Source organism: Pantoea sp. RCC30.1 (assembly GCF_058148845.1).
The window spans coordinates 71,483-91,618 of the sequence record NZ_JBXUHX010000006.1 but is presented as its reverse complement, the minus strand read 5'-3'; the positions used below and the strand labels follow the sequence as shown (position 1 = coordinate 91,618).

The window sequence follows — 20,136 nt, the reverse complement described above, 5'->3', positions numbered from 1 at the left end:
GCGTATGCCGGCCTTCCTGTAACGATTCGTCGCGCCGCTGTTGGCAGTTTGTTAACAATTCTGTAAACTCTTGCGGTGAAAGTCCCGGTGGAACAAGGGCATTATAAGAAAGTCTGACCCGCCGGATATCAATTAAGAGGTCATGATGAGTACAGAGATTAAAACCCAGGTCGTGGTACTTGGGGCAGGTCCTGCAGGTTACTCTGCAGCCTTCCGTTGTGCGGATTTAGGTCTGGAAACCGTACTGGTTGAGCGTTACAGCACCCTCGGTGGTGTTTGTCTGAACGTCGGTTGTATCCCATCTAAAGCGCTGCTGCACGTTGCTAAAGTGATTGAAGAGGCGAAAGCCCTTGAAGAGCATGGCATTGTGTTTGGCCAGCCATCTACTGATATCAACAAAATTCGCAGCTGGAAAGAGAAGGTCATCAACCAGTTGACTGGCGGCCTGTCAGGTATGGCAAAAGGTCGTAAAGTCACCGTGGTTAATGGCCTCGGCAAATTCACCGGTGCTAACACCCTGGTGGTTGAAGGAGAAGGCGGCGCGACCACCATTAACTTCGATAATGCCATTATCGCTGCGGGTTCACGCCCAATCGAACTGCCATTCATTCCACATGAAGATCCACGCGTCTGGGACTCTACCGATGCGCTGGAACTGAAAGAAGTGCCGAAGCGTCTGTTGGTTATGGGCGGCGGCATCATCGGTCTGGAAATGGCGACGGTTTATCATGCGCTGGGTTCAGAGATTGATGTGGTTGAGATGTTCGACCAGGTTATCCCGGCTGCGGATAAAGATGTGGTGAAAGTCTTTACCAAGAAAATCAGCAAGAAGTTTAACCTGATGCTGGAAACCAAAGTGACCGCCGTTGAAGCAAAAGACGATGGCATTTATGTTTCAATGGAAGGCAAAAAAGCACCAGGCGAAGCGCAGCGTTATGACGCGGTGCTGGTTGCTATCGGTCGTGTGCCGAACGGTAAAGGTCTGGATGCCGGTAAAGCGGGCGTGGAAGTGGACGACCGTGGCTTCATCCGCGTCGACAAGCAGATGCGCACCAACGTGCCACACATCTATGCTATCGGCGACATTGTCGGTCAGCCAATGCTGGCGCATAAAGGCGTGCATGAAGGCCACGTTGCAGCAGAAGTGATCTCCGGTCTGAAGCACTACTTCGATCCGAAAGTGATCCCTTCAATTGCCTATACTGAGCCAGAAGTTGCCTGGGTCGGTCTGACCGAGAAAGAAGCGAAAGAGAAAGGCATCAGCTACGAGACCTCCACCTTCCCGTGGGCTGCCTCTGGCCGTGCTATCGCTTCTGATTGTGCAGACGGCATGACCAAACTGATTTTCGACAAAGAGACGCACCGTATTATTGGTGGCGCGATTGTCGGCACTAACGGCGGCGAGCTGTTAGGCGAAATCGGTCTGGCCATTGAGATGGGTTGTGATGCGGAAGATATCGCGCTGACCATCCATGCTCACCCGACCCTGCATGAGTCAGTCGGTCTGGCTGCAGAAATCTTCGAAGGTAGCATCACCGATCTGCCTAACGCGAAAGCGAAGAAGAAATAAGTTTCTACCGCAGCTATAGAGAAAGCTCCCGTTATGGGGGCTTTTTTTTCGCCCGAATTTTGTGCTGGATATTAAGTGTTCATTTGGGTAAGCCAGGGTGTAAGATCTGATGGATTTTTTCGGTGTGAGAAAGTACAGGGTAATCAGCTGGATAGTTTTAGGGTGTTCCCCACGCGTGCGGGGATGAACCACTCTGCTTTCTTGCTTATCTGCGCGCCTCCCAGGACGCCACACGTTCAATAAACATCTGCGCCAGTGCTGCAATCGCGCTGTTGCCAGGCAGTCTCTCTTCATTCATATGCATCACCAGCGAACTGCTGCGTCGACGGCCCTGCAGCAGCGGCAGGGGACGAAGTTCACCGTTCTCCAGGAGCGCGGCGATATTCTGCTCCGGCAGCCAGCCATAACCTAGCTGATGCTGGACTGCTTCAATCGCTGCTGACAGCGTCGTGAATGACCAGTTCTCCGCCTGATCGCCATTCATCTCTGACTGCTGCTGCTGCTGACGATCCAGAATAGTAATGCAGGGCCAGCGGGCCAGCGTGGCAGCATTGAGCGGGGCGGGTTCACGGTGCAGCGGGTGGTCGCGATGGGCGACGGCAACAAAATCGACGCTCATCAGGCTTTCGCCTGCTAAAGGCGTGTCGCCATATTGCGCTACCAGCCAGAGATCGGCCTGATGTTCCGCCAGTCTTTCAGGCGTTTCGCTGCGGACGATTTCGCTGAACCAGATGCGGACATGCGGATAGCGTTGCTGAAAGGTCTGGAGCACATCAAACAGCAGGGGTTTGGGCAGCGTCGCATCGACCATCAGATCGATGCGCGAACGCTCGCCCCGTTGCAGGGCATTAGCCTGCGCCTCAAGCGCGCCGAATCCCTCCAGCAGCGGGCGAACCTGCGCGAGCAACTGATGTCCCTCTGCACTCAGAACAGCGCGGCGCCCCTCCTGCTGTAACAGCGTCAAACCCAGCCGCTGCTGTAACAGGCCCAGTTGATAACTTAATGAGGACTGGCTGCGATTATTCTTCTCCGCTGCCAGCGCAAAACTCCCCTCATTCACTACCGCGTCGAGCAGATACCACTGTTCCAGGGTTGTCTTGTACATGAAAACTCATCTAAAAATTGAATGGTTTAGTACTAAAAATAGCGTTATTCATCGCTTTTGTAACGCGCAATAATCACCTCAAGGAAAACAAATGAGGAATTAACCATGAGCACTTTTGATAAACATGACCTGTCTGGCATCGTCGGCAAACATCTGGTTTACACCTATGACAACGGCTGGAACTACGAGCTCTACATCAAAAATGCCAGCACCATCGACTACCGTATTCACAGTGGCATGGTGGGTAATCGCTGGGTTAAAAATCAGCACGTCTATGTCGTTCGTCTGGCGCATGATGTCTATAAAGTATCCTGGACCGAACCAACCGGTACCGATGTCAGCCTGGCGGTCAATCTGGCTGATAAAATCTTCCACGGCACCATCTTCTTCCCACGCTGGGTAATGAATAACCCGGAAAAAACTGTCTGCTTCCAGAATGATCATCTGGAAGAGATGGAAAAATTCCGCGAAGCGGGTCCGGCTTATCCAACCGAAATTATTGATGAATTCGCGACGCTGACCATGATTCGAAATGTGGGCGAAAATAACGAAAGCGTGGTGGATTGCCCTCCTGACCAGCTGCCTGCTAACTGGCCTGCCAACCTGAAAAATTAACGAACAACAGAAGAGGTCATGACGGCCTCTTCTGCTTAGTAGTTTCTGACTTGCAGCTTCTGATGTGTAACTTGTTAAGGGACGAAAAATGGATTTATCGACAAAGGTTTTTATCAGTAGTGACCAGCACGACGGCTTCGGTGTCAGTTCCACTCTCATCATGGGTGAGAAAGAGGCGATGTTAGTCGACGCCCAGTTCACGCTGTCGAATGCGCATCGATTAGTTGCTGAAATTATCGAAACCGGTCTCGACCTGAAACGCATTTTTATTACCCATCTGCATCCCGATCATTTCATGGGTCTTGAAGTGATTAAATCTGTCTTTCCTGATGCCGAAATCTTCTCCTATAAGCAGGTTGCCGAAGACGTTAATGACGCCTTTGACTTCAAAATTGAATACTGGGGTAAGCAGGTATTAAAAGAGAATGGTGCCCGCACTAAGTTTCCGATTACTGAACTGGAAGAGGATACGATCTGGCTGGAAGGGCAGGAGATTAAAATTCTTAGCGATCTCAGCGGCGATTGCATCCGGGTGACACCGCTCTGGATCCCATCGACGAAAACGCTGATCGCTTCTGATGTGGTCTTCGCTGACGCACACGTCTGGATTGCCGATATGCGCACGCCGGAGCGGATGGAGAAATGGATGGAAAGCCTGGACAGGCTGGAAGCACTGGAGCCGAAAATGCTGATCCCTGGCCACTCGCGAACCACGCCAACCCTCAGCCCGTCAGCGATTGGCTTTACCCGCACCTATATCAAAGATTTCATCAGGACGCTGCATAAGGTCAAAAACAGTGAAGAGCTGGTGCAGGAGATGGAACGAATTTATCCCAACCTGCCGGTGAAAATCTGTCTCGACTACAGTGCGCGAATTCTGAAAGATCACTACGTCTGGCCGGGTGACTGGCCACTCTCACTGCGGGAAATGAAAACCACGCTGTAATCCTCTGCCGCGAAAAGAGCACCAGGCTGATATCCGGCCTGGTGTTGATCTCATCCTGAATCTCCCTCAGCTGTACGCCAGACGTCTGCTGTTTCTATTCCTGCCAGTTATCTATTTCGCTGAATCATTTCGTTAAAATCGCGGCTAAGCTGACGTCATCATGCTTCTATCTTAGTGGAATGCGGTAAGCTGCTGAGAGACCCAATCAGCTGACTTAGCTGGCTGATGCGGAAGCATAAGCGGGTAGAATGGGCGTAGTGGATTATGTTGTATTTTTGTAAACAGATTAACAAACAGACGAAATCCTGCTATTCTGCCCTCCGCGAAACCGGGCACCTCAACCTGGACGAGAAAGGGAAGTTTGTTCTCCATAAGTGAGCAAGGTGGTCGGAAAGCCCTACATAATGAGAGCGAGGATAACGTCGTGCTAGAAGAATACCGTAAGCACGTTGCCGAGCGTGCTGCCCAGGGAATTGTACCTAAGCCTTTAGAGGCTTCCCAGATGGCCGCGCTGGTTGAACTGCTGAAAAATCCACCTGCGGGTGAAGAAGAATTTTTGATCGATTTATTGGTCAACCGAGTCCCACCTGGCGTCGATGAAGCGGCGTATGTTAAAGCCGGTTTCCTGGCGGCTGTCGCCAAAGGCGAAGCAACCTCTCCTCTGATATCTCCTGAAAAAGCGGTTGAACTGCTCGGCACCATGCAGGGCGGTTACAATATTCATCCGCTGATTGAAGCGCTGGACGATAGCAAGCTTGCCCCTATTGCGGTGAAAGCCCTTTCACACACGCTGCTGATGTTCGACAACTTCTATGATGTCGAAGAGAAAGCGAAAGCGGGTAATGAATACGCGAAGCAGGTGATGCAATCCTGGGCCGATGCGGAATGGTATCTGTCACGCCCGGAACTGGCTGAGAAAATCACCGTTACGGTGTTCAAAGTCACTGGCGAAACCAACACCGACGATCTCTCTCCGGCCCAGGATGCCTGGTCACGTCCGGACATCCCACTGCACGCCCTGGCGATGCTGAAAAATGCCCGCGAAGGCATTGAGCCGGATGAGGCAGGTAACATCGGCCCGATCAAACAGATCGAAGCACTGAAGACCAAAGGCTTCCCACTGGCGTATGTCGGTGACGTGGTCGGAACCGGTTCTTCACGTAAATCCGCCACCAACTCGGTGTTGTGGTTTATGGGCGACGACATCCCGAACGTGCCGAATAAAAAAGGCGGCGGCGTGGTGCTTGGCAGCAAAATTGCGCCAATCTTCTTTAACACCATGGAAGATGCGGGTGCACTGCCCATTGAAGTGGACGTAAACAACCTGAACATGGGCGATGTCATCGACATCTATCCGTTCAAAGGCGAAGTCCGCAATCACGAAACCAACGAACTGCTGGCCAGCTTCGAACTCAAAACCGAAGTGGTGATCGACGAAGTCCGTGCCGGTGGCCGTATTCCGCTGATCATCGGCCGCGGTCTGACCACCAAAGCGCGCGAGTCGCTGGGTCTGCCGCACAGCACCGTGTTCCGTCAGGCGAAAGATGTCGCGGAGAGCACTCGTGGTTTCTCACTGGCGCAGAAAATGGTTGGCCGTGCCTGTGGCGTAGCCGGTGTTCGTCCAGGGGCCTATTGCGAGCCTAAGATGACCTCGGTTGGCTCGCAGGATACTACCGGACCGATGACCCGTGATGAGCTGAAAGATCTGGCTTGCCTGGGCTTCTCGACCGATCTGGTGATGCAGTCCTTCTGTCACACCGCCGCGTATCCTAAGCCAGTGGATGTGAGCACGCACCACACGCTGCCAGACTTCATCATGAACCGTGGTGGTGTATCGCTGCGTCCGGGTGACGGCATTATCCACAGCTGGCTGAACCGTATGCTGTTGCCGGATACTGTCGGCACCGGTGGTGACTCCCATACCCGTTTCCCTATCGGCATCTCTTTCCCGGCGGGTTCAGGTCTGGTGGCGTTTGCGGCTGCGACGGGCGTTATGCCACTCGACATGCCGGAATCGGTGCTGGTGCGCTTCAAAGGTAAGATGGAGCCAGGCATTACGCTGCGCGATCTGGTTCACGCCATTCCGCTGTATGCCATCAAACAGGGTCTGCTGACCGTTGAGAAGAAAGGTAAGAAAAACATCTTCTCTGGCCGCATCCTGGAAATTGAAGGTCTGCCGGATCTGAAAGTCGAGCAGGCGTTTGAGCTGTCCGATGCGTCAGCAGAACGTTCCGCTGCGGGCTGTACCATCAAGCTGGATAAAGCGCCGATTATCGAATACCTCAGCTCCAACATCGTGCTGCTGAAGTGGATGATTGCAGAAGGCTACGGCGATCGTCGTACGCTGGAGCGCCGCATTGAAGGGATGGAAAAATGGCTGGCCGATCCTCAGTTGCTTGAGCCGGATGCCGATGCTGAATATGCCGCCGTGATCGAAATCGATCTGGCTGACATCAAAGAGCCGATCCTGTGTGCGCCAAACGATCCGGACGATGCCCGTCTGCTCTCTGACGTTCAGGGCGAGAAGATCGACGAAGTGTTTATCGGCTCGTGCATGACCAACATTGGTCACTTCCGTGCTGCCGGTAAACTGCTTGATAGCCACAAAGGCCAGTTGCCAACCCGTCTGTGGGTGGCGCCGCCAACCAAGATGGATGCGGCACAGCTGACCGAAGAGGGCTACTACAGCGTGTTCGGCAAAAGCGGTGCGCGTATCGAGATCCCGGGCTGTTCACTCTGCATGGGTAACCAGGCACGTGTCGCAGATGGTTCGACGGTAGTTTCTACCTCGACCCGTAACTTCCCGAACCGTCTGGGTAACGGCGCTAATGTCTACCTGGCGTCAGCGGAGCTGGCTGCGGTCGCGTCTCTGCTTGGCAAACTGCCAACGCCAGATGAGTATCAGCAATTTATGGCGCAGGTCGATAAAACGGCCAGCGACACTTATCGCTATCTCAACTTCGACCAGCTGACGCAGTACACCGACAAAGCTGACGGCGTGATTTTCCAGACTGCGGTCTGATTCTTCACCTGGCAGTAACAGAAAGGGGCGATGATTCGCCCCTTTTTTTCGTCCCGGCATTGGGCAGAGAGACGATCAAAAGCTGGATTTCGCCAGACAGCCTGCAATAATGCGCGACGTGTCACACTTTGTTGCACAGGCAGCACTGACACTTATTAGATGACGCGACGACGTTGAGAGGACGGGCGATGGAATATGAATTTTTACGCGATGTGACCGGACAGATTAAGGTTCGCATGTCGATGGATCATGAAGCGGTCGGCCACTGGTTCAATGAAGAAGTGAAAAACGATCCGGGATTACTGGATGAAGTGGAAGACGCCATTGAAGACGTCAAAGGCAGCGTGCGGCAGTGGCAGCGCATCGGCAGCGAGTACACCATTCTGCTGGATGAGGAAGAGGTGATGATCCGCGCCAATCTGCTGGCACTGGAAGATGACGGCATGGAAGAGGGGATGAACTACTACGACGAAGAGAGCCTCTCCTTCTGCGGCATTGAAGATTTTCAGCTGGTGATCGCCGCCTATCGCCAGTTTGTGAACCAGTACGGCAAACCCGTACGGTAAAAGCCGGGCGATTTTCTCCGCCCGGCCAGTTAACTAACTTAGCGACGCCCCCCCACACATCACCAGCTGCTGACCGGTAATCGCCGCAGCCGCAGGCGAGAGCAGGAAATCAACCAGCCCGGCCACTTCCTGTGGCTGAATGTAGCGACCTATTGGCGGCAATTTTGGTGGTGAACTGGCCCGTCCTGGCTGTTGCAGCATCGGCGTTTCGGTGGCACCTGGCGCCACAATATTGGCCGTAATGCCGCGCGGTGCCAGCTCTGCTGCCCAGCTTCGCACCATGCCAATCATCGCCGATTTGGTGGCTACATACTGACTGCGGCCTGCCGCTCCCCCTGACGTACGGCTGCCCAGTAGCACAAGTCTGCCGCCTGTATTCATTCGGGGCACAAAATGATTCGCCAGCTGTTCTGCGGCGGCAACATGCAGTTGCCACAGACGTGCGCTGGCGCTCAGATCCAGCCCCCCCAACGGCGCGGCCTGCATCATTCCCGCTGCATGGATCACGGCCTGCGGCACCGGCAGTTCGTCCAGTAAAACCTGCAATGCCGCGCTGTCGCTGATATCGATCTGATGGCTCTGCCAGCCCGCTTCAGCCCGGTTTATCGCCGAACGACTCAGACCGGTAACCTGCCAGCCTTCATTCAGCAGGCGATCCACAATCGCCTGGCCGATGCCGGAACTGGCCCCGGTCACCAGCGCCATTCGTTCAATCACGCATCACCTCCCTGCACCCATGACTCCTCAACCCGCACATATTTAATCGCCTGACGATACCAGGTGTAGGCGATATGCAGTTCACCGTTCACGCCCTGTTTAATGCTGGGATAGGAGAACTCACGGTTTAATTTCTGCTGGGAGTTATTGGTCATGCAGTAGCCGTCGCCTTCGTCCAGATTACGCTGCAGCGGCCAGCTTTTGCCGCCATCCGTGGAGATAGCCAGCGTCATCGGCGCGCGTGGCGCACCCCAGAAGGCGGTGCGACCGTTGTGCACTACCGGTTCGGCGGCGACAGCAACGTCGCCGTCCTCTTCATCATCTTCAATTTCGTCATACAGCGACAACCGACGTTCGCTGGCACCTTCGGCGCTCATGGCATTGAACACCAGCGCCAGGTGGCCGTTGCGCAGCGTCGTGACCTGAATAGAGGAGTTATTATTAGGCAGCGACAGCGGCTCGGGCGCGCTCCAGCTTTCACCCTGATCAAATGAGCGACTCTGGTAGATGTGGTCGGCCCAGCGGCTGCGGTAGAGCGCCAGCAGCGAGCCATCATCCAGCAGAGTGACATTCATATGAACGCAGCCGGTGCTGTCAGGCACGTTAACGTCGCGCCAGCTCTGACCTTTATCTTCCGAGATTTTCACCGCGCTGACGTCATAGCTGCCGACCCACTTTTCACCAGGCTTCGTCAGGCAGTAAAACACCGGCAGCAGCCAGTTACCGTTGGGCAGCACCACAATCGGCTGGCGGATAAAGGTGCCGGGCTTATCCAGCAAGGTTTTGATCTCGCCCCAGCTTTTGCCCAGATCGTGAGACTGGCGATAGCGCACAATCGCGGTGTCCTGATTGCCCGATTTCTGCGCCGTCCACAGCAGCCACAGCACCTGGTCAGGATCGAGAAACAGCACCGGATTCTGTTCTGAACGACCCGGGTCGTCAGAGAGTTTCTGCGCTTCACTCCAGCGATCGCTGCCTTCTGGCAGCCGTGAACACCAGACCGAGATATCGGCGATCCCCTCCTGTGTGCCGCCAAACCAGACGCAAAGCAGATCGCCATCGGGCAGCGGTAGCAGGTTAGCCGCGTGGTTTTGCGGGCAGTAGGAGGGCAGCATCGCAACCTGCTGCGCGCTATCCTGCGGGTGAGGCGCAAGCAGGCCGGTACGTTCTGCGGTGACGGTTTCCTGAGTCATATTAGGCTCCACTGTTTTGTGCATTTTGTTGCGGTTGAGGCTGAGACTGGCGTGACGGGATACAGCGGTCAATCACCATAATGATGGCCGGTGTGAGCAGCGCCACATACATATTGTCGATACCAAACGGGTTACCCATCAGAAACCAGACGGAAGTCACCACGCAGGCACCAATCAGACCGGCGTTGGCACCGCGGGTGCTCTTAAACCACGGCAGATAGAACGCCATGATCGCTACCACGGTAATCGACAGGCGAATCGCGCGGGTAAAGAAAGAGAGCTTCAGCACTTCCGGGAAGAACAGGACAAACAGCAGCGGGAAAAAGCCGATGCCAATCGAGATCCAGCGCGTCATTTTGAATTCGCGCTCTGGCGTCGGGTTACGATAAGGCACGTAAAAGTCTTTGACGACCAGCGAGGCGATGGCCAGTGCCACGGTGCCGACGCTAACAAAGATCGAGGCGACCAGCGAGGTGGTGACAATGCCTGCCAGCCACGGCGACATATCCTGCAGAAACACCGGCAACGCATAGAGGCTTTTGATATCAGGATGAGCAAACTTCGCCGCCACGCCAATCAGCGCCATCGCCAGGCCGATCGGCAGACAGAAGATGAAGGCGACCCAGGTAGCTCGCTTCGCTGATTTCACATCTTTGGTGGATGAGATCGCCTGGATCACAAACTGCGTACAGAAGATCGAACCCACGGTTCCGATCAGCCAGGCCACAATGGTGCTGGCACCGACGTGACCATCCCATGTCCAGTAGAATGTCGGCATTTTCTCCATCATTGGGGCGACGCCACCGGTCATCTTCAGCGCCACATAGAGAATAATCAGGATCCCCATGTACTTGATGGCGCTATGCAGGAGTGTAACCCAGGCCACCCCTTTCATGCCGCCAAACGCAAAGTAGAAAGTACTCACCACTGCAGTGATGAAGGCTGCCTGAGTGAGGTCGATCTTCAGCACGGTGGAGATCGCCGCCGCGCCGCTGATGTAGTTCCCGACGTTCACCAGCAGCAGCGCGTAGATCATGATCAGCGAGATGATGTTCTTGGTTGAACTGCCATATTTCTCGGCGATCGCGCCGGAGATAGTGATCTTACCGGTGTTATAGATGCGTTTGACCAGAATCAGGCCAAACAGCGGAAAACCAATCGCTGCGCCAATTACAGACCATGAAGCGGCGAAACCATCTTCAAAGGCTGCCTGCGCGGTGCCGATGGTCGATTTTGCCCCGATATATTCAGACATCAGCATAATGCCGACGATAAAGGCGGGCATGGCGCGCGAGCCTTCCATAAAGTCGCCGCTGGTTTTACTGCGCAGCCGCCAGGTCAGCCAGGTGGTGAACAGGATATAGGCGACCACCATGCCGACGATCAGTAAGGTGCTCTCAGTTGAGAATGCTTTCATCGTAACCTCGATTGTTCTGGCAGATGGCGACCATCAGGTTCGTTCTCATCTGACCGGTAGGGTGCAAAGGTGATGGACGTTATTGCAGGTAGTGGTTCACGATTTGACGGATCTGCTGCTGCTCTTCGGCGCTGAACTGCACCGCATAACGGCTTTCACCCACCTCAAAGCCCTGCAGGCTGACCGCTTTTTTCACGGCGGCCGGAGAGAAACCGATGCTGTACAGGGCGGTGCGCAGGCCGGTGACGTTTTCCTGAGCCTGATGCGAACCGGCAATGTCTCCAGCGCTGAAGCGCGCCCAGATGGCGTTAATCGCCTCGGGTGCCACGTTTGCCAGCCCGGAAATGGAGGCGGAGCAGCCATCAACGAATCCCTGATGAATCAGCGAGTCGGGGCCGTTGAGCACATCAAAGCCCTCACAGTCGGCGGTGGCCTGCAGGAATCCGCTCAGACTTTCATAGCTGCCTGCTGAATCTTTAATGCCGATGATGTTCGGGTGTGCGGCCAGCGTGCGGACGGTCTCTGGCTGCAACGCATTGCCGGTGCGCGCCGGGATGTTGTAGAGGAACAGCGGCACCGACAGCGCATCAGCCACGCGCTCATAGTGGTCGATCAGCTCCTGCTGTTTCAGCGGCACAAACCACGGTGTGATCGCTGAGACGGCATCTACGCCAAGGTAAGCAATCTGTTTGCCGAGCCGGATCGTTTCACGGGTCGAAATCTCCCCGATATGCGCAACCACCGGTGCCCGGCCGTTAACCTCATCGACGCAGGTGGTGGTAACCGCGATCTTCTCCTGCTCATTCAGCACAAAGAATTCGCCGTTGGTTCCGCCACAGAAGATGCCGTTTCCGGCGTTGATCTGGCGTCTGACCTGCTCACGCTGCCTCACCGGATCAAAGGCACCTTCACGGTCAAAGGTGGTGACGATGGCGGTCAGTACGCCGTTTATTTTCTTTTTCATGACAATCCTCATTACGCCTGGCAGGAAGGAAACAGCGTCAGGTAGATGGCGCGCACATCGTCGGCGGTGACCGCCATCGGCACGTTTTTCATCAGACGCTGAACGTCGAGTGCGGCTTCCACTAACCCGGGCAACTGATCCGGGCCGATGCCCAGCGCTTCCAGGCTGGCAGGCAGCTCCAGTCTCGCCACCAGCGCGGTGAAATAGTCGACCAGCGCGTGTGATTTTTCTTCATCGTTCAGACGAAGGCTGGCATCGGGCAACAGGTCATAGGCCTGAGCAAACTTACTCACTGCGGCCGGACGGACAAAACGCATGCAGGGTGCCAGCAGAATGGCGTTGGCGACGCCGTGTGGCAGGTGATATTTGCCGCCGAGCGGATAAGAGAGGGCATGCACCAGATGCGTACCGGCGTGGGCAATCGACGCGCCGCCATAGTAAGAGGCCCAGAGCATCTCCAGCCGCGCCTGTAAATTCTCAGGTTCGTGCAGAGTGGTTTCGAGATTAGCGAACAGCTTCTTCATGCCAGTCAGCGCATAGTTGTCGCTGACCGGGTTGGCCACGTTGGCGGTGAAGCACTCAATCAGGTGGCAAAGCGCATCAATGCCGGTTGAAGAGGCGATGTGCGGCGGCATGCTGGTGGTGAGTTCCGGCACCAGTGCCACCACATCGGGCAGCATCACCGGTGAAATAATGCCGACTTTGGTTTCTTTCTCCGGGATCGCCAGAATCGCATTGGGCGTCGCTTCTGAGCCGGTACCGGCGGTGGTGGGAATCAACATTGAGCGGGTGCGGCGCTGCGGCTTTTCGCCGGCCAGCAGGGCATCCAGCGACGGTGCACCATCGATGCACAGCACTGACAGCAGCTTCGCCACATCCAGCACGCTGCCACCGCCGATACCAATCACCATGTCGACCTGGCGCTGGGAGAGCGTCGCGATAATCGCGGCTACATCATGCTGGCTTGGCTCAGGCGGAACGCTGTTAACCACGCTGATGCGCGGAATCTGATCGCGGAGTTGACCCATCAGCGCCTGTACCGCCGGAATCGCCTCAATGTTCCGGTCCGTCACCACCACCGCTGTCGATATTCCCTTCAGCAGATAGCGCATGTCGTTTAACGCCTGATAACCGCTGATCACCGTGCTGTTAATGTTCATTTCATACCCTTATTTCTGTCATGTCTGAGCAAATGATTAATTTTGCTCAGCGCAATGCGAAGTCAGTCACCCTCTGTGGCTAATTTTATAAGGCATATCGATTTCGATTAATTTGAACTTGCTCACATATAATCAATCATGATTGAATATAATCAATTGCAGTAGCAATAGCCTGACAGGAGTGAGGATGGGCTCATCAATATGGAAAACCCCGGTGCTGGTCATCGCCGATGATTTCACCGGTGCCAACGATGCTGGTAGTGGACTGGCACAGGCCGGAGCCCGTGTACATGTGCTGTTTGGCACCGGGACATCGCTGCCAGACGAGGCGGCGGATGTGCTGGTGATTAGCACCGACAGCCGGGCCGTGAGCGCCAGCCGGGCCGCAGAGCGCGTCACTCAGGTGGTGCAGTTCTACGCGAAACAGCTCCAGCAGGGCTGGTTGTTTAAAAAGATCGACTCCACGCTGCGCGGCAACGTCGGCGCTGAAACGACGGCTGCGCTGCGCGCCAGCGGCAAAAAAATGGCGCTGGTGGCACCGGCCGTACCGCGACTGGGCCGCACCACACGCGACGGCAACGTGTGGGTCAATCAGCGTTTACTGACAGACACCGAATTTGCCAGCGATCCCAAAACCCCGATCCTTAGCGCCCGCATCCTCGATCAGATGCAGATCGACGGCACGGAGATCGATCTCCCGACGCTGCGCAGCGATCGGCTTGATGCGGTATTAGCGGCGGCGCAGGGCGTGGTGGTGGTGGATGCCGAAACTGAGGCTGACCTGGCGCGACTGATAACCGCTGCGGCGCAGCTGAGCGAGACGCCCCTGCTGGTGGGGGCCGCCGGATTAAGCGATGCACTTGGCGCTGCGCTCTCTGTTCGTCCGTTGCGGCCCGTGCTGGCGGTGGTGGGATCGATGAGCAGCAGCGCGGAGCAGCAGATCGCCACGCTGCATAATCAGCGCGCCGTTGAGGTCGTAGATGTCGATATCCGGCAGCTGTTTCAGCAGCCCGCCTGGCCTGAGCGTGATCGATGGATTGAGCAGGCGGCCACCGCACTGCGTGCCGGTCGCCATACGGTGATCCGCACCTGCCAGCATGCCTCTCAGCGACACGAGATCGGGCATCTCTGCCAGCAGCACCGCGTGACGCGTCAGCAACTGGGCGAGGCGATCTGCGCATTGCTGGGCGAAATGACCTTTAGCCTGTGCCGGACACAGCTGCCGCATGCGCTTTACCTGTCGGGAGGCGACGTGGCGATTGCCGTTGCCCAGGCATTGGGGGCCAGCGGTTTTAACATTCAGGGTCTGGTGGCGGGCTGTGTGCCGTACGGGGTTCTGCTTAACAGTAAATTTACTCTGCCGGTGATGACCAAAGCGGGTGGCTTTGGTGATGAAAATACCCTGGTAGCAGCCATTGGTTTTATTGAGGAGAAGTCGAGTGAGTAAAATTATTGCGATCACCATGGGTGATCCGGCAGGCATCAGCCCGGAAATCATTATCAAATCGCTCTCTGAAGGTGAGCTGAATGGCATTCCTGCTGTGGTGATTGGCTGTGCCAGTACGCTACGTCGCATTATGGCGATGAACATCACGCCACAGACCGAGCTGCGGGTGCTGGACCGGGTGCAGGATGCGCGGTTTGCGCCCGGCATCATCAACGTGATTGATGAGCCGCTGGCCGATCCCGACGCGCTGAAACCTGGCGTGGTGCAGAAAGAGGCGGGAGATCTGGCGTGGCGTTGCGTAAAGCGTGCCACCGAACTGGCACTGGCGGGAGACGTGCATGCCATTGCCACCGCGCCGCTGAACAAAGAGGCGCTGCATGCGGCGGGCCATCTCTATCCGGGTCACACCGAACTACTGGCGCACCTTACCGACACCAAAGATTACGCCATGGTGCTCTACACCGATAAGCTCAAAGTCATTCATGTCACGACCCATATTGCACTGCGTAAGTTCCTCGACACGCTGAACCAGACACGCATCAAAACCGTGATTGGTATGGCGGACACCTTCCTGCGTCGTGTCGGTTACAGCGCGCCGCGCATCGCCGTGGCGGGCGTCAATCCGCATGCCGGTGAGAACGGACTGTTTGGCGATGAGGAGATCACCACCGTCGCCCCGGCGATTGAGGCGATGAAAGCGCAGGGGATTGATGTCTACGGGCCTTGCCCACCGGACACGGTGTTCCTGCAGTGTCAGGATGGACGCTATGACATGGTGGTGGCGATGTACCACGATCAGGGGCACATCCCGCTTAAACTGCTGGGCTTCTATGATGGGGTGAACATCACCGCAGGCCTGCCGTTTATCCGCACCTCAGCTGACCACGGCACGGCATTTGATATCGCCTGGACAGGTAAAGCGAAGTCTGACAGCATGGCGATCTCTATTAAACTCGCGATGCAGCTCGCATAGGGATATATGAAGGGACAGAGCCGTCTTGACCAGATTATGGATTACCTGAAAAGCCATAATCTGGTGACTGTTGAGCAACTGGTCAGTGCGATTTCCGCCTCACCCGCCACGATTCGACGTGATTTAATTAAGCTGGATAAAGAGGGCGTGATCAGCCGCAGTCATGGCGGCGTTACCCTGAATCGTTTTATTCCTGCCCAGCCAACCACGCTGGAGAAGATGCAGCGTAACCTGGCCGAGAAGCAGGCGATCGCGGAATGCGCCGCCAGCTTTGTTCGGTCGGGGGATGCGGTGGTGCTGGATGCCGGCACTACCATGCTGGAGCTGGCGCGGCAGCTCACGCATCTGCCGCTGCGGGTCATTACGGCCGACCTGCACATTGCGCTGTTTCTGTCTGAATTTAAGCAGATCGAAGTGACCATCATTGGCGGGCGGATCGACGATTCCAGTCAGTCCTGTGTGGGTGAGCATGGACGCCGGTTGCTGCGCAGCATCAATCCTGATATCGCGTTTGTCAGCTGTAACTCCTGGAGCCTTGAGCGCGGTATTACCACGCCGACCGAGGAAAAAGCCGGGCTGAAACACGATCTGCTGGCCAATGCGGCGCGTCGGGTATTACTGGCGGACAGCAGCAAATATGGCTCCTGGTCACTGTTCTGCGCCTCACCGGTGGATGACCTGACCGATGTGGTGACCGACAGCCGGTTAGACGAAGAGGTCTGCCGCACCCTGCGTGAGCGCGGCATTGCGCTGGCGCTGACTTCCTCCTGAACTGAACACGCAGTGTTGTGCTGTCCCGGTAAGCGGGGCGAGAGCAGCACTGCGCGTTTCCATTTAAATATTGCCGTTAACGCGCGTAGGTATCATGCTCTTCGTGCGTCATCGCAGGCGCGTCTACCGTAACCCGCTCAAACCTCAGAGTAGTGACGCCTGACGCCAGCTTACGCCAGTGCGGTGGCTGTTTGGTGTCGGCAGGCTGCTCGCTGTAGCTGTATTGTGGGAACCAGTTCAGCTGCAGCATAAACGGATAGCTGACATCCTCCATCTTCAGATGGCGAACCACGATGTTTTTGATCCAGCCGCCGCGATTGCGGGCGGACTTGATGCGGAAGCCGACGCCGGTACCGGAGAAACGGTTGTGTTCGATAATGACGTTTTCGATACCGCCAGAGGTTTCGCTGCCCAGCGTGATGCCCGAGCCTTTGAGCAGGGTGCAGTCGCGAATAATAATATCGCGCGCGGTTATGCCCATCTGTTGCGCTTCCGCGCCGCGACCCGATTTCACGCAGATATTGTCGTCATTGCAGGAGACCATACAGCCTTCAACACGAACTAACTGGCTGGAATCAATATCAATGCCGTCGGTGCTGGGGCCGGTGGCGTTCATCACACGTAGCCGCTGCAAATTCACCTGCTTCGAATAGCAGACGTGCAGGTTCCAGAAGCCGGAATCCTGTGAGGTAAAGTCCTCCAGCGTCACGCATTCGCTCTGATAAACCACCACATTGCGCGGACGCTTGCAGTCGTAATCCACCACCCAGCGCAGGCCGCGCCGGGTATAGTCCGCCAGCATTCCGCTGTTTTCATCGTCGCCCCAGAACTTATGCCACCAGACCGCACCCTGTCCGTCGAGAGTGCCACTGCCACAGACGGTGACATTGCGACACTGGTTGATGTTAAGCATCGCAGCGGGCCATACCATATCAATCCCTGCCACGCGGGTAGCGATGTCCGGATAATCCTCCAGCCGCTCGCTGCCGAGCAACACGGCATCTTTTGCCAGCTCCAGTGTCATCTCACTTTTCAAAAACAGCGCGCCAGTCAGAAAGCGGCCAGCCGGGATCAGCACCGTGTCGCCTTCTGCGGCGCTGTCGATCGCGTGCTGTATCGCCTGAGTAGAAAGTGAGGTGGCGTCCGGGACGGCATCGAAATCAATGATGTTAATTCTTGCCATTTTTTTGCCTGTGGTGGTTGAGAAATAAGCGTTCAGCGCTGAAAGTAGCACGCTATGACAGGCAAATTATTGCTGGCGATCAGGGAATTCCGGCGGTTGCCGTGATGAAAAGTCGGGGGGGATCAGGGGGAAGAGACGCGCAGCTTATGGGCGATAACGCTGCGCGCCTGATAATCAGAGGGTCTTCAGACCCACTGAGGGGATATTTCTGCCGTAGTAGATCTCACGCATCTCTTTCCACAGCAGGTCAGTAATGCGCTTGTGCTCCTGCGGAGTAAGATCTTCCGGGCGGGTGTTAAACAGGTAGTGTTTAAGGTCGAACTCTTTCAGCAACATCTTGGTATGGAAGATATTTTCCTGATAGACATTCACATCCACCATGTCATACATCGATTTCATATCTTCAGACATGAAGTTCTGAATCGAATTGATCTCGTGATCGATAAAGTGCTTCATCCCTTTCACGTCACGGGTAAAACCGCGCACCCGGTAATCGACGGTGACAATGTCTGACTCCAGCTGGTGAATCAGGTAGTTCAGCGCTTTAAGCGGTGAGATCACGCCACAGGTTGAGACTTCGATATCGGCGCGGAAGGTGCAAAGTCCGCCTTCCGGGTGACTTTCCGGATAGGTATGCACGCAGATATGGCTTTTATCGAGATGCGCCACCACCGAGTTGGGTAACGGGCCAGGATGCTCGGAGTTATCGATATCTTTGGGATCGATCGGCTCTTCGCTGACCAGAATCGTGACGCTGGCTCCCTGCGGTTCATAGTCCTGGCGTGCAATGTTGAGCACGTTAGCCCCAATAATCGAGCAGGTCTCAGTCAGGATTTCCGTCAGACGATTAGCGTTATATTGTTCATCAATATAGGCGATGTAACCATCGCGTTCAGCTTCAGTATTCGCATAACAGATATCGTAAATACAAAAACTCAGGCTTTTCGTCAGGTTATTGAAGCCATGTAGTTTTAGCTTTTGCAATTTTGTTCACCCCCTTAAAAATGCCCTATCAGCACGCAGCTGATAACGCATTTAACAGATATTGTGGCAGGGCAAAGCTGCCGGTATGGATCGCTGGTGTGTAGTAACGGCAGGCCAGTCCAGCAGCCTCGAAACGTGCCTGCAGAGTCGCGGTGTCAAGCTGGCGCAGTGCCGGATTATCACTCGCCCAGGCAAAGGTCATAATGCCGCCGTAATAGGTCGGAATCGCCGCCTGATAGAAACTGACATCGCCAAAGTAATGGCCCAGCTTGCGATGGCTGTTGACGGCCTCATCCTGCTGCAGGAAACAGACGCCATTCTGCGCTACGAAGATGCCATTTTCATTAAGGGCCGCTTTGCAACCGGCATAAAATTCGGAGGTAAACAGACTCTCGCCCGGACCAATCGGATCGGTGCAGTCGGAGATGATGACATCGAATTTTTCCTGCGTCTGATTAACGAAGTTAACGCCGTCATCAATCACCAGCGTAAAGCGCGGATCGTCATAGGCACCTGCGCTATGGTTCGGCAGATACTGGCGACAAAAAGTCACCACGCCTGCATCGATCTCTACCATGGTAATCTTTTCGATTTCCGGATGACGTGACACTTCACGCAGCATGGCGCCGTCACCGCCGCCGATGATCAGGACGCTCTTCGCCGCGCCGTGCGCCAGCAGCGGAACGTGGGTCATCATTTCATGATAGATAAATTCGTCGCGTTCGGTGGTCTGCACGACGCCGTCCAGCGCCATCACGCGGCCCATCGCGGCATTTTCGAAAATGATTAAATCCTGATGCGCAGTCTTCTCACGGTATAGCTCTTTATCGACCGTGAAATACTGGCCAAAACCGGCATGAAGGGTTTCATACCACATTTCATTGTGGGCCATGGTGCTCTCCTCTGATGACATCGCCATGAAGATGGGCGGCACATGATAGCTAACACTGACCGTCGTTGCACGGTCAATGTCCGGCTGCAGAGGGCAGAGTTGTTACCTGACGTAGGCCAGCAGGCTCAGTGAATCGCGCGCCAGTGACTTACATTTTTTGTCGTTGGTGATGGCGATGCCGCTGAGATCGCGATAGCTATCTTCACCCAGCGCCTTCATGTTGTAGTTGCTGTAGTTGCTTAAATCCCAGCGGTTCTGCTGAGCAAAAAAGACCAGCGCTTTGCGAATCTGCGCGTCCGGTAAATCCTGATAGCCACAATCATTTTTCAGATAGACGAAAACTGCCGTGAGATCGGCCAGATCTTCCGCTTCGGATTCGCTCAGGGCAAAACTGGTGGAGGAGAAGCCAAGGAGTCCCGTTAACAGCAGGATCCTGATACTTTGCTTCATAGTCGTTCTCTTCAATGGATATTGCTAATGACGTTAGCACAGTTGCTCTCAGGTTTTCGATTAATTTGCCGCTGTGGGCTGCTGCACCGCCTTTTTTCATCAGATTCTGACGGGTAAGACTTGACCTTCCCATAAGGTCAGGGTTTAGGCTGTGCGCTCCA

18 protein-coding genes are annotated in these 20,136 nt (G+C 55.3%); 8 read left to right on the top strand and 10 right to left on the bottom strand.

Annotated elements, in window-relative coordinates; genetic code table 11:
- The first annotated feature begins 145 nt into the window (after window positions 1–145).
- Window positions 146–1,570: a dihydrolipoyl dehydrogenase gene (gene lpdA / locus AC2LB6_RS07710; protein ID WP_010253950.1), complete on the top strand. Its 1,425-nt coding sequence runs from the start codon at window positions 146–148 to the stop codon at window positions 1,568–1,570.
- Window positions 1,571–1,775: 205 nt separating this feature from the next.
- On the opposite strand, the gene AC2LB6_RS07705 is transcribed toward lpdA, so the two are convergent.
- Window positions 1,776–2,675 (bottom strand): LysR family transcriptional regulator, encoded by a 900-nt coding sequence (locus AC2LB6_RS07705; RefSeq protein WP_490093059.1) that lies wholly within the window; start codon window positions 2,673–2,675, stop codon window positions 1,776–1,778.
- 105 nt (window positions 2,676–2,780) lie between these two features.
- Here AC2LB6_RS07705 and AC2LB6_RS07700 point away from each other — a divergent pair, with 105 nt between their 5' ends.
- The 4 genes from AC2LB6_RS07700 (at window position 2,781) to yacL (ending at window position 7,824) form a co-directional block, all read left to right on the top strand.
- A complete protein-coding gene (locus AC2LB6_RS07700) occupies window positions 2,781–3,290 on the top strand; it encodes a phenolic acid decarboxylase (RefSeq protein ID WP_490093058.1) in 510 nt (169 codons plus the stop codon).
- Between the two features lie 88 nt (window positions 3,291–3,378).
- On the top strand, window positions 3,379–4,236 hold the full coding sequence (locus AC2LB6_RS07695) for an MBL fold metallo-hydrolase (protein ID WP_490093057.1): 858 nt from the start codon (window positions 3,379–3,381) through the stop codon (window positions 4,234–4,236).
- A 424-nt stretch (window positions 4,237–4,660) separates the two neighbouring features.
- The gene (gene acnB, locus AC2LB6_RS07690; protein ID WP_490093056.1) at window positions 4,661–7,258 is read left to right on the top strand and encodes a bifunctional aconitate hydratase 2/2-methylisocitrate dehydratase; all 2,598 of its coding nucleotides are present in this window, start codon (window positions 4,661–4,663) and stop codon (window positions 7,256–7,258) included.
- 188 nt (window positions 7,259–7,446) lie between these two features.
- A complete protein-coding gene (gene yacL / locus AC2LB6_RS07685) occupies window positions 7,447–7,824 on the top strand; it encodes a protein YacL (protein ID WP_490093055.1) in 378 nt (125 codons plus the stop codon).
- Window positions 7,825–7,857: 33 nt separating this feature from the next.
- Here the strand turns inward: yacL and AC2LB6_RS07680 are convergent, their stop codons facing one another.
- The 5 genes from AC2LB6_RS07680 to AC2LB6_RS07660 all read right to left on the bottom strand — a co-directional run bounded on the left by AC2LB6_RS07680 (window position 7,858) and on the right by AC2LB6_RS07660 (window position 13,275).
- Window positions 7,858–8,529, bottom strand: coding sequence for an SDR family NAD(P)-dependent oxidoreductase (locus AC2LB6_RS07680; RefSeq protein ID WP_490093131.1), 672 nt, complete (start codon window positions 8,527–8,529; stop codon window positions 7,858–7,860).
- An 8-nt stretch (window positions 8,530–8,537) separates the two neighbouring features.
- Window positions 8,538–9,734, bottom strand: a complete 1,197-nt coding sequence (locus AC2LB6_RS07675; protein WP_490093054.1) for a sialidase family protein — start codon at window positions 9,732–9,734, stop codon at window positions 8,538–8,540.
- Between the two features lies 1 nt (window position 9,735).
- Window positions 9,736–11,151: a sodium:solute symporter family protein gene (locus tag AC2LB6_RS07670; protein ID WP_490093053.1), complete on the bottom strand. Its 1,416-nt coding sequence runs from the start codon at window positions 11,149–11,151 to the stop codon at window positions 9,736–9,738.
- 79 nt (window positions 11,152–11,230) lie between these two features.
- Window positions 11,231–12,115, bottom strand: coding sequence for a dihydrodipicolinate synthase family protein (locus tag AC2LB6_RS07665; protein ID WP_490093052.1), 885 nt, complete (start codon window positions 12,113–12,115; stop codon window positions 11,231–11,233).
- An 11-nt stretch (window positions 12,116–12,126) separates the two neighbouring features.
- Entirely contained in the window at window positions 12,127–13,275 is a 1,149-nt protein-coding gene (locus AC2LB6_RS07660; protein ID WP_490093051.1) for an iron-containing alcohol dehydrogenase, read from the bottom strand.
- 187 nt (window positions 13,276–13,462) lie between these two features.
- Here AC2LB6_RS07660 and dtnK point away from each other — a divergent pair, with 187 nt between their 5' ends.
- Genes dtnK through AC2LB6_RS07645 form a run of 3 tightly spaced genes read left to right on the top strand, consistent with a single transcriptional unit; the run spans window position 13,463 to window position 16,466 of the window.
- On the top strand, window positions 13,463–14,722 hold the full coding sequence (dtnK, locus tag AC2LB6_RS07655) for a D-threonate kinase (protein WP_490093050.1): 1,260 nt from the start codon (window positions 13,463–13,465) through the stop codon (window positions 14,720–14,722).
- Window positions 14,715–15,695, top strand: a complete 981-nt coding sequence (locus tag AC2LB6_RS07650) for a D-threonate 4-phosphate dehydrogenase (protein WP_490093049.1) — start codon at window positions 14,715–14,717, stop codon at window positions 15,693–15,695. The genes dtnK and AC2LB6_RS07650 overlap by 8 nt, the downstream gene beginning before the upstream one ends.
- 6 nt (window positions 15,696–15,701) lie before the next feature.
- Window positions 15,702–16,466 (top strand): DeoR/GlpR family DNA-binding transcription regulator, encoded by a 765-nt coding sequence (locus AC2LB6_RS07645; protein ID WP_490093048.1) that lies wholly within the window; start codon window positions 15,702–15,704, stop codon window positions 16,464–16,466.
- Window positions 16,467–16,542: 76 nt separating this feature from the next.
- Here the strand turns inward: AC2LB6_RS07645 and AC2LB6_RS07640 are convergent, their stop codons facing one another.
- The 4 genes from AC2LB6_RS07640 to AC2LB6_RS07625 all read right to left on the bottom strand — a co-directional run bounded on the left by AC2LB6_RS07640 (window position 16,543) and on the right by AC2LB6_RS07625 (window position 19,975).
- On the bottom strand, window positions 16,543–17,649 hold the full coding sequence (locus tag AC2LB6_RS07640; protein WP_490093047.1) for a glycoside hydrolase family 28 protein: 1,107 nt from the start codon (window positions 17,647–17,649) through the stop codon (window positions 16,543–16,545).
- Between the two features lie 174 nt (window positions 17,650–17,823).
- Window positions 17,824–18,633: an adenosylmethionine decarboxylase gene (gene speD / locus AC2LB6_RS07635; protein WP_490093046.1), complete on the bottom strand. Its 810-nt coding sequence runs from the start codon at window positions 18,631–18,633 to the stop codon at window positions 17,824–17,826.
- 28 nt (window positions 18,634–18,661) lie between these two features.
- Window positions 18,662–19,525, bottom strand: coding sequence for a polyamine aminopropyltransferase (gene speE, locus AC2LB6_RS07630; RefSeq protein WP_490093045.1), 864 nt, complete (start codon window positions 19,523–19,525; stop codon window positions 18,662–18,664).
- 102 nt (window positions 19,526–19,627) lie between these two features.
- The gene (locus AC2LB6_RS07625) at window positions 19,628–19,975 is read right to left on the bottom strand and encodes a YacC family pilotin-like protein (protein WP_003854673.1); all 348 of its coding nucleotides are present in this window, start codon (window positions 19,973–19,975) and stop codon (window positions 19,628–19,630) included.
- Window positions 19,976–20,136: the final 161 nt, after the last annotated feature.

What these genes read in the sequence shown, in the direction of transcription:
- lpdA (WP_010253950.1), top strand. Translation starts at nt 146, where the DNA reads ATGAGTACAGAGATTAAAACCCAGGTCGTGGTACTTGGGGCAGGTCCT.
- AC2LB6_RS07670 (WP_490093053.1), bottom strand. Translation starts at nt 11,151, where the DNA reads ATGAAAGCATTCTCAACTGAGAGCACCTTACTGATCGTCGGCATGGTG.
- AC2LB6_RS07700 (WP_490093058.1), top strand. Translation starts at nt 2,781, where the DNA reads ATGAGCACTTTTGATAAACATGACCTGTCTGGCATCGTCGGCAAACAT.
- dtnK (WP_490093050.1), top strand. Translation starts at nt 13,463, where the DNA reads ATGGGCTCATCAATATGGAAAACCCCGGTGCTGGTCATCGCCGATGAT.
- AC2LB6_RS07645 (WP_490093048.1), top strand. Translation starts at nt 15,702, where the DNA reads ATGAAGGGACAGAGCCGTCTTGACCAGATTATGGATTACCTGAAAAGC.
- AC2LB6_RS07695 (WP_490093057.1), top strand. Translation starts at nt 3,379, where the DNA reads ATGGATTTATCGACAAAGGTTTTTATCAGTAGTGACCAGCACGACGGC.
- AC2LB6_RS07705 (WP_490093059.1), bottom strand. Translation starts at nt 2,675, where the DNA reads ATGTACAAGACAACCCTGGAACAGTGGTATCTGCTCGACGCGGTAGTG.
- yacL (WP_490093055.1), top strand. Translation starts at nt 7,447, where the DNA reads ATGGAATATGAATTTTTACGCGATGTGACCGGACAGATTAAGGTTCGC.
- AC2LB6_RS07665 (WP_490093052.1), bottom strand. Translation starts at nt 12,115, where the DNA reads ATGAAAAAGAAAATAAACGGCGTACTGACCGCCATCGTCACCACCTTT.
- AC2LB6_RS07660 (WP_490093051.1), bottom strand. Translation starts at nt 13,275, where the DNA reads ATGAACATTAACAGCACGGTGATCAGCGGTTATCAGGCGTTAAACGAC.
- AC2LB6_RS07640 (WP_490093047.1), bottom strand. Translation starts at nt 17,649, where the DNA reads ATGGCAAGAATTAACATCATTGATTTCGATGCCGTCCCGGACGCCACC.
- speE (WP_490093045.1), bottom strand. Translation starts at nt 19,525, where the DNA reads ATGGCCCACAATGAAATGTGGTATGAAACCCTTCATGCCGGTTTTGGC.
- AC2LB6_RS07625 (WP_003854673.1), bottom strand. Translation starts at nt 19,975, where the DNA reads ATGAAGCAAAGTATCAGGATCCTGCTGTTAACGGGACTCCTTGGCTTC.
- AC2LB6_RS07680 (WP_490093131.1), bottom strand. Translation starts at nt 8,529, where the DNA reads ATGGCGCTGGTGACCGGGGCCAGTTCCGGCATCGGCCAGGCGATTGTG.
- AC2LB6_RS07675 (WP_490093054.1), bottom strand. Translation starts at nt 9,734, where the DNA reads ATGACTCAGGAAACCGTCACCGCAGAACGTACCGGCCTGCTTGCGCCT.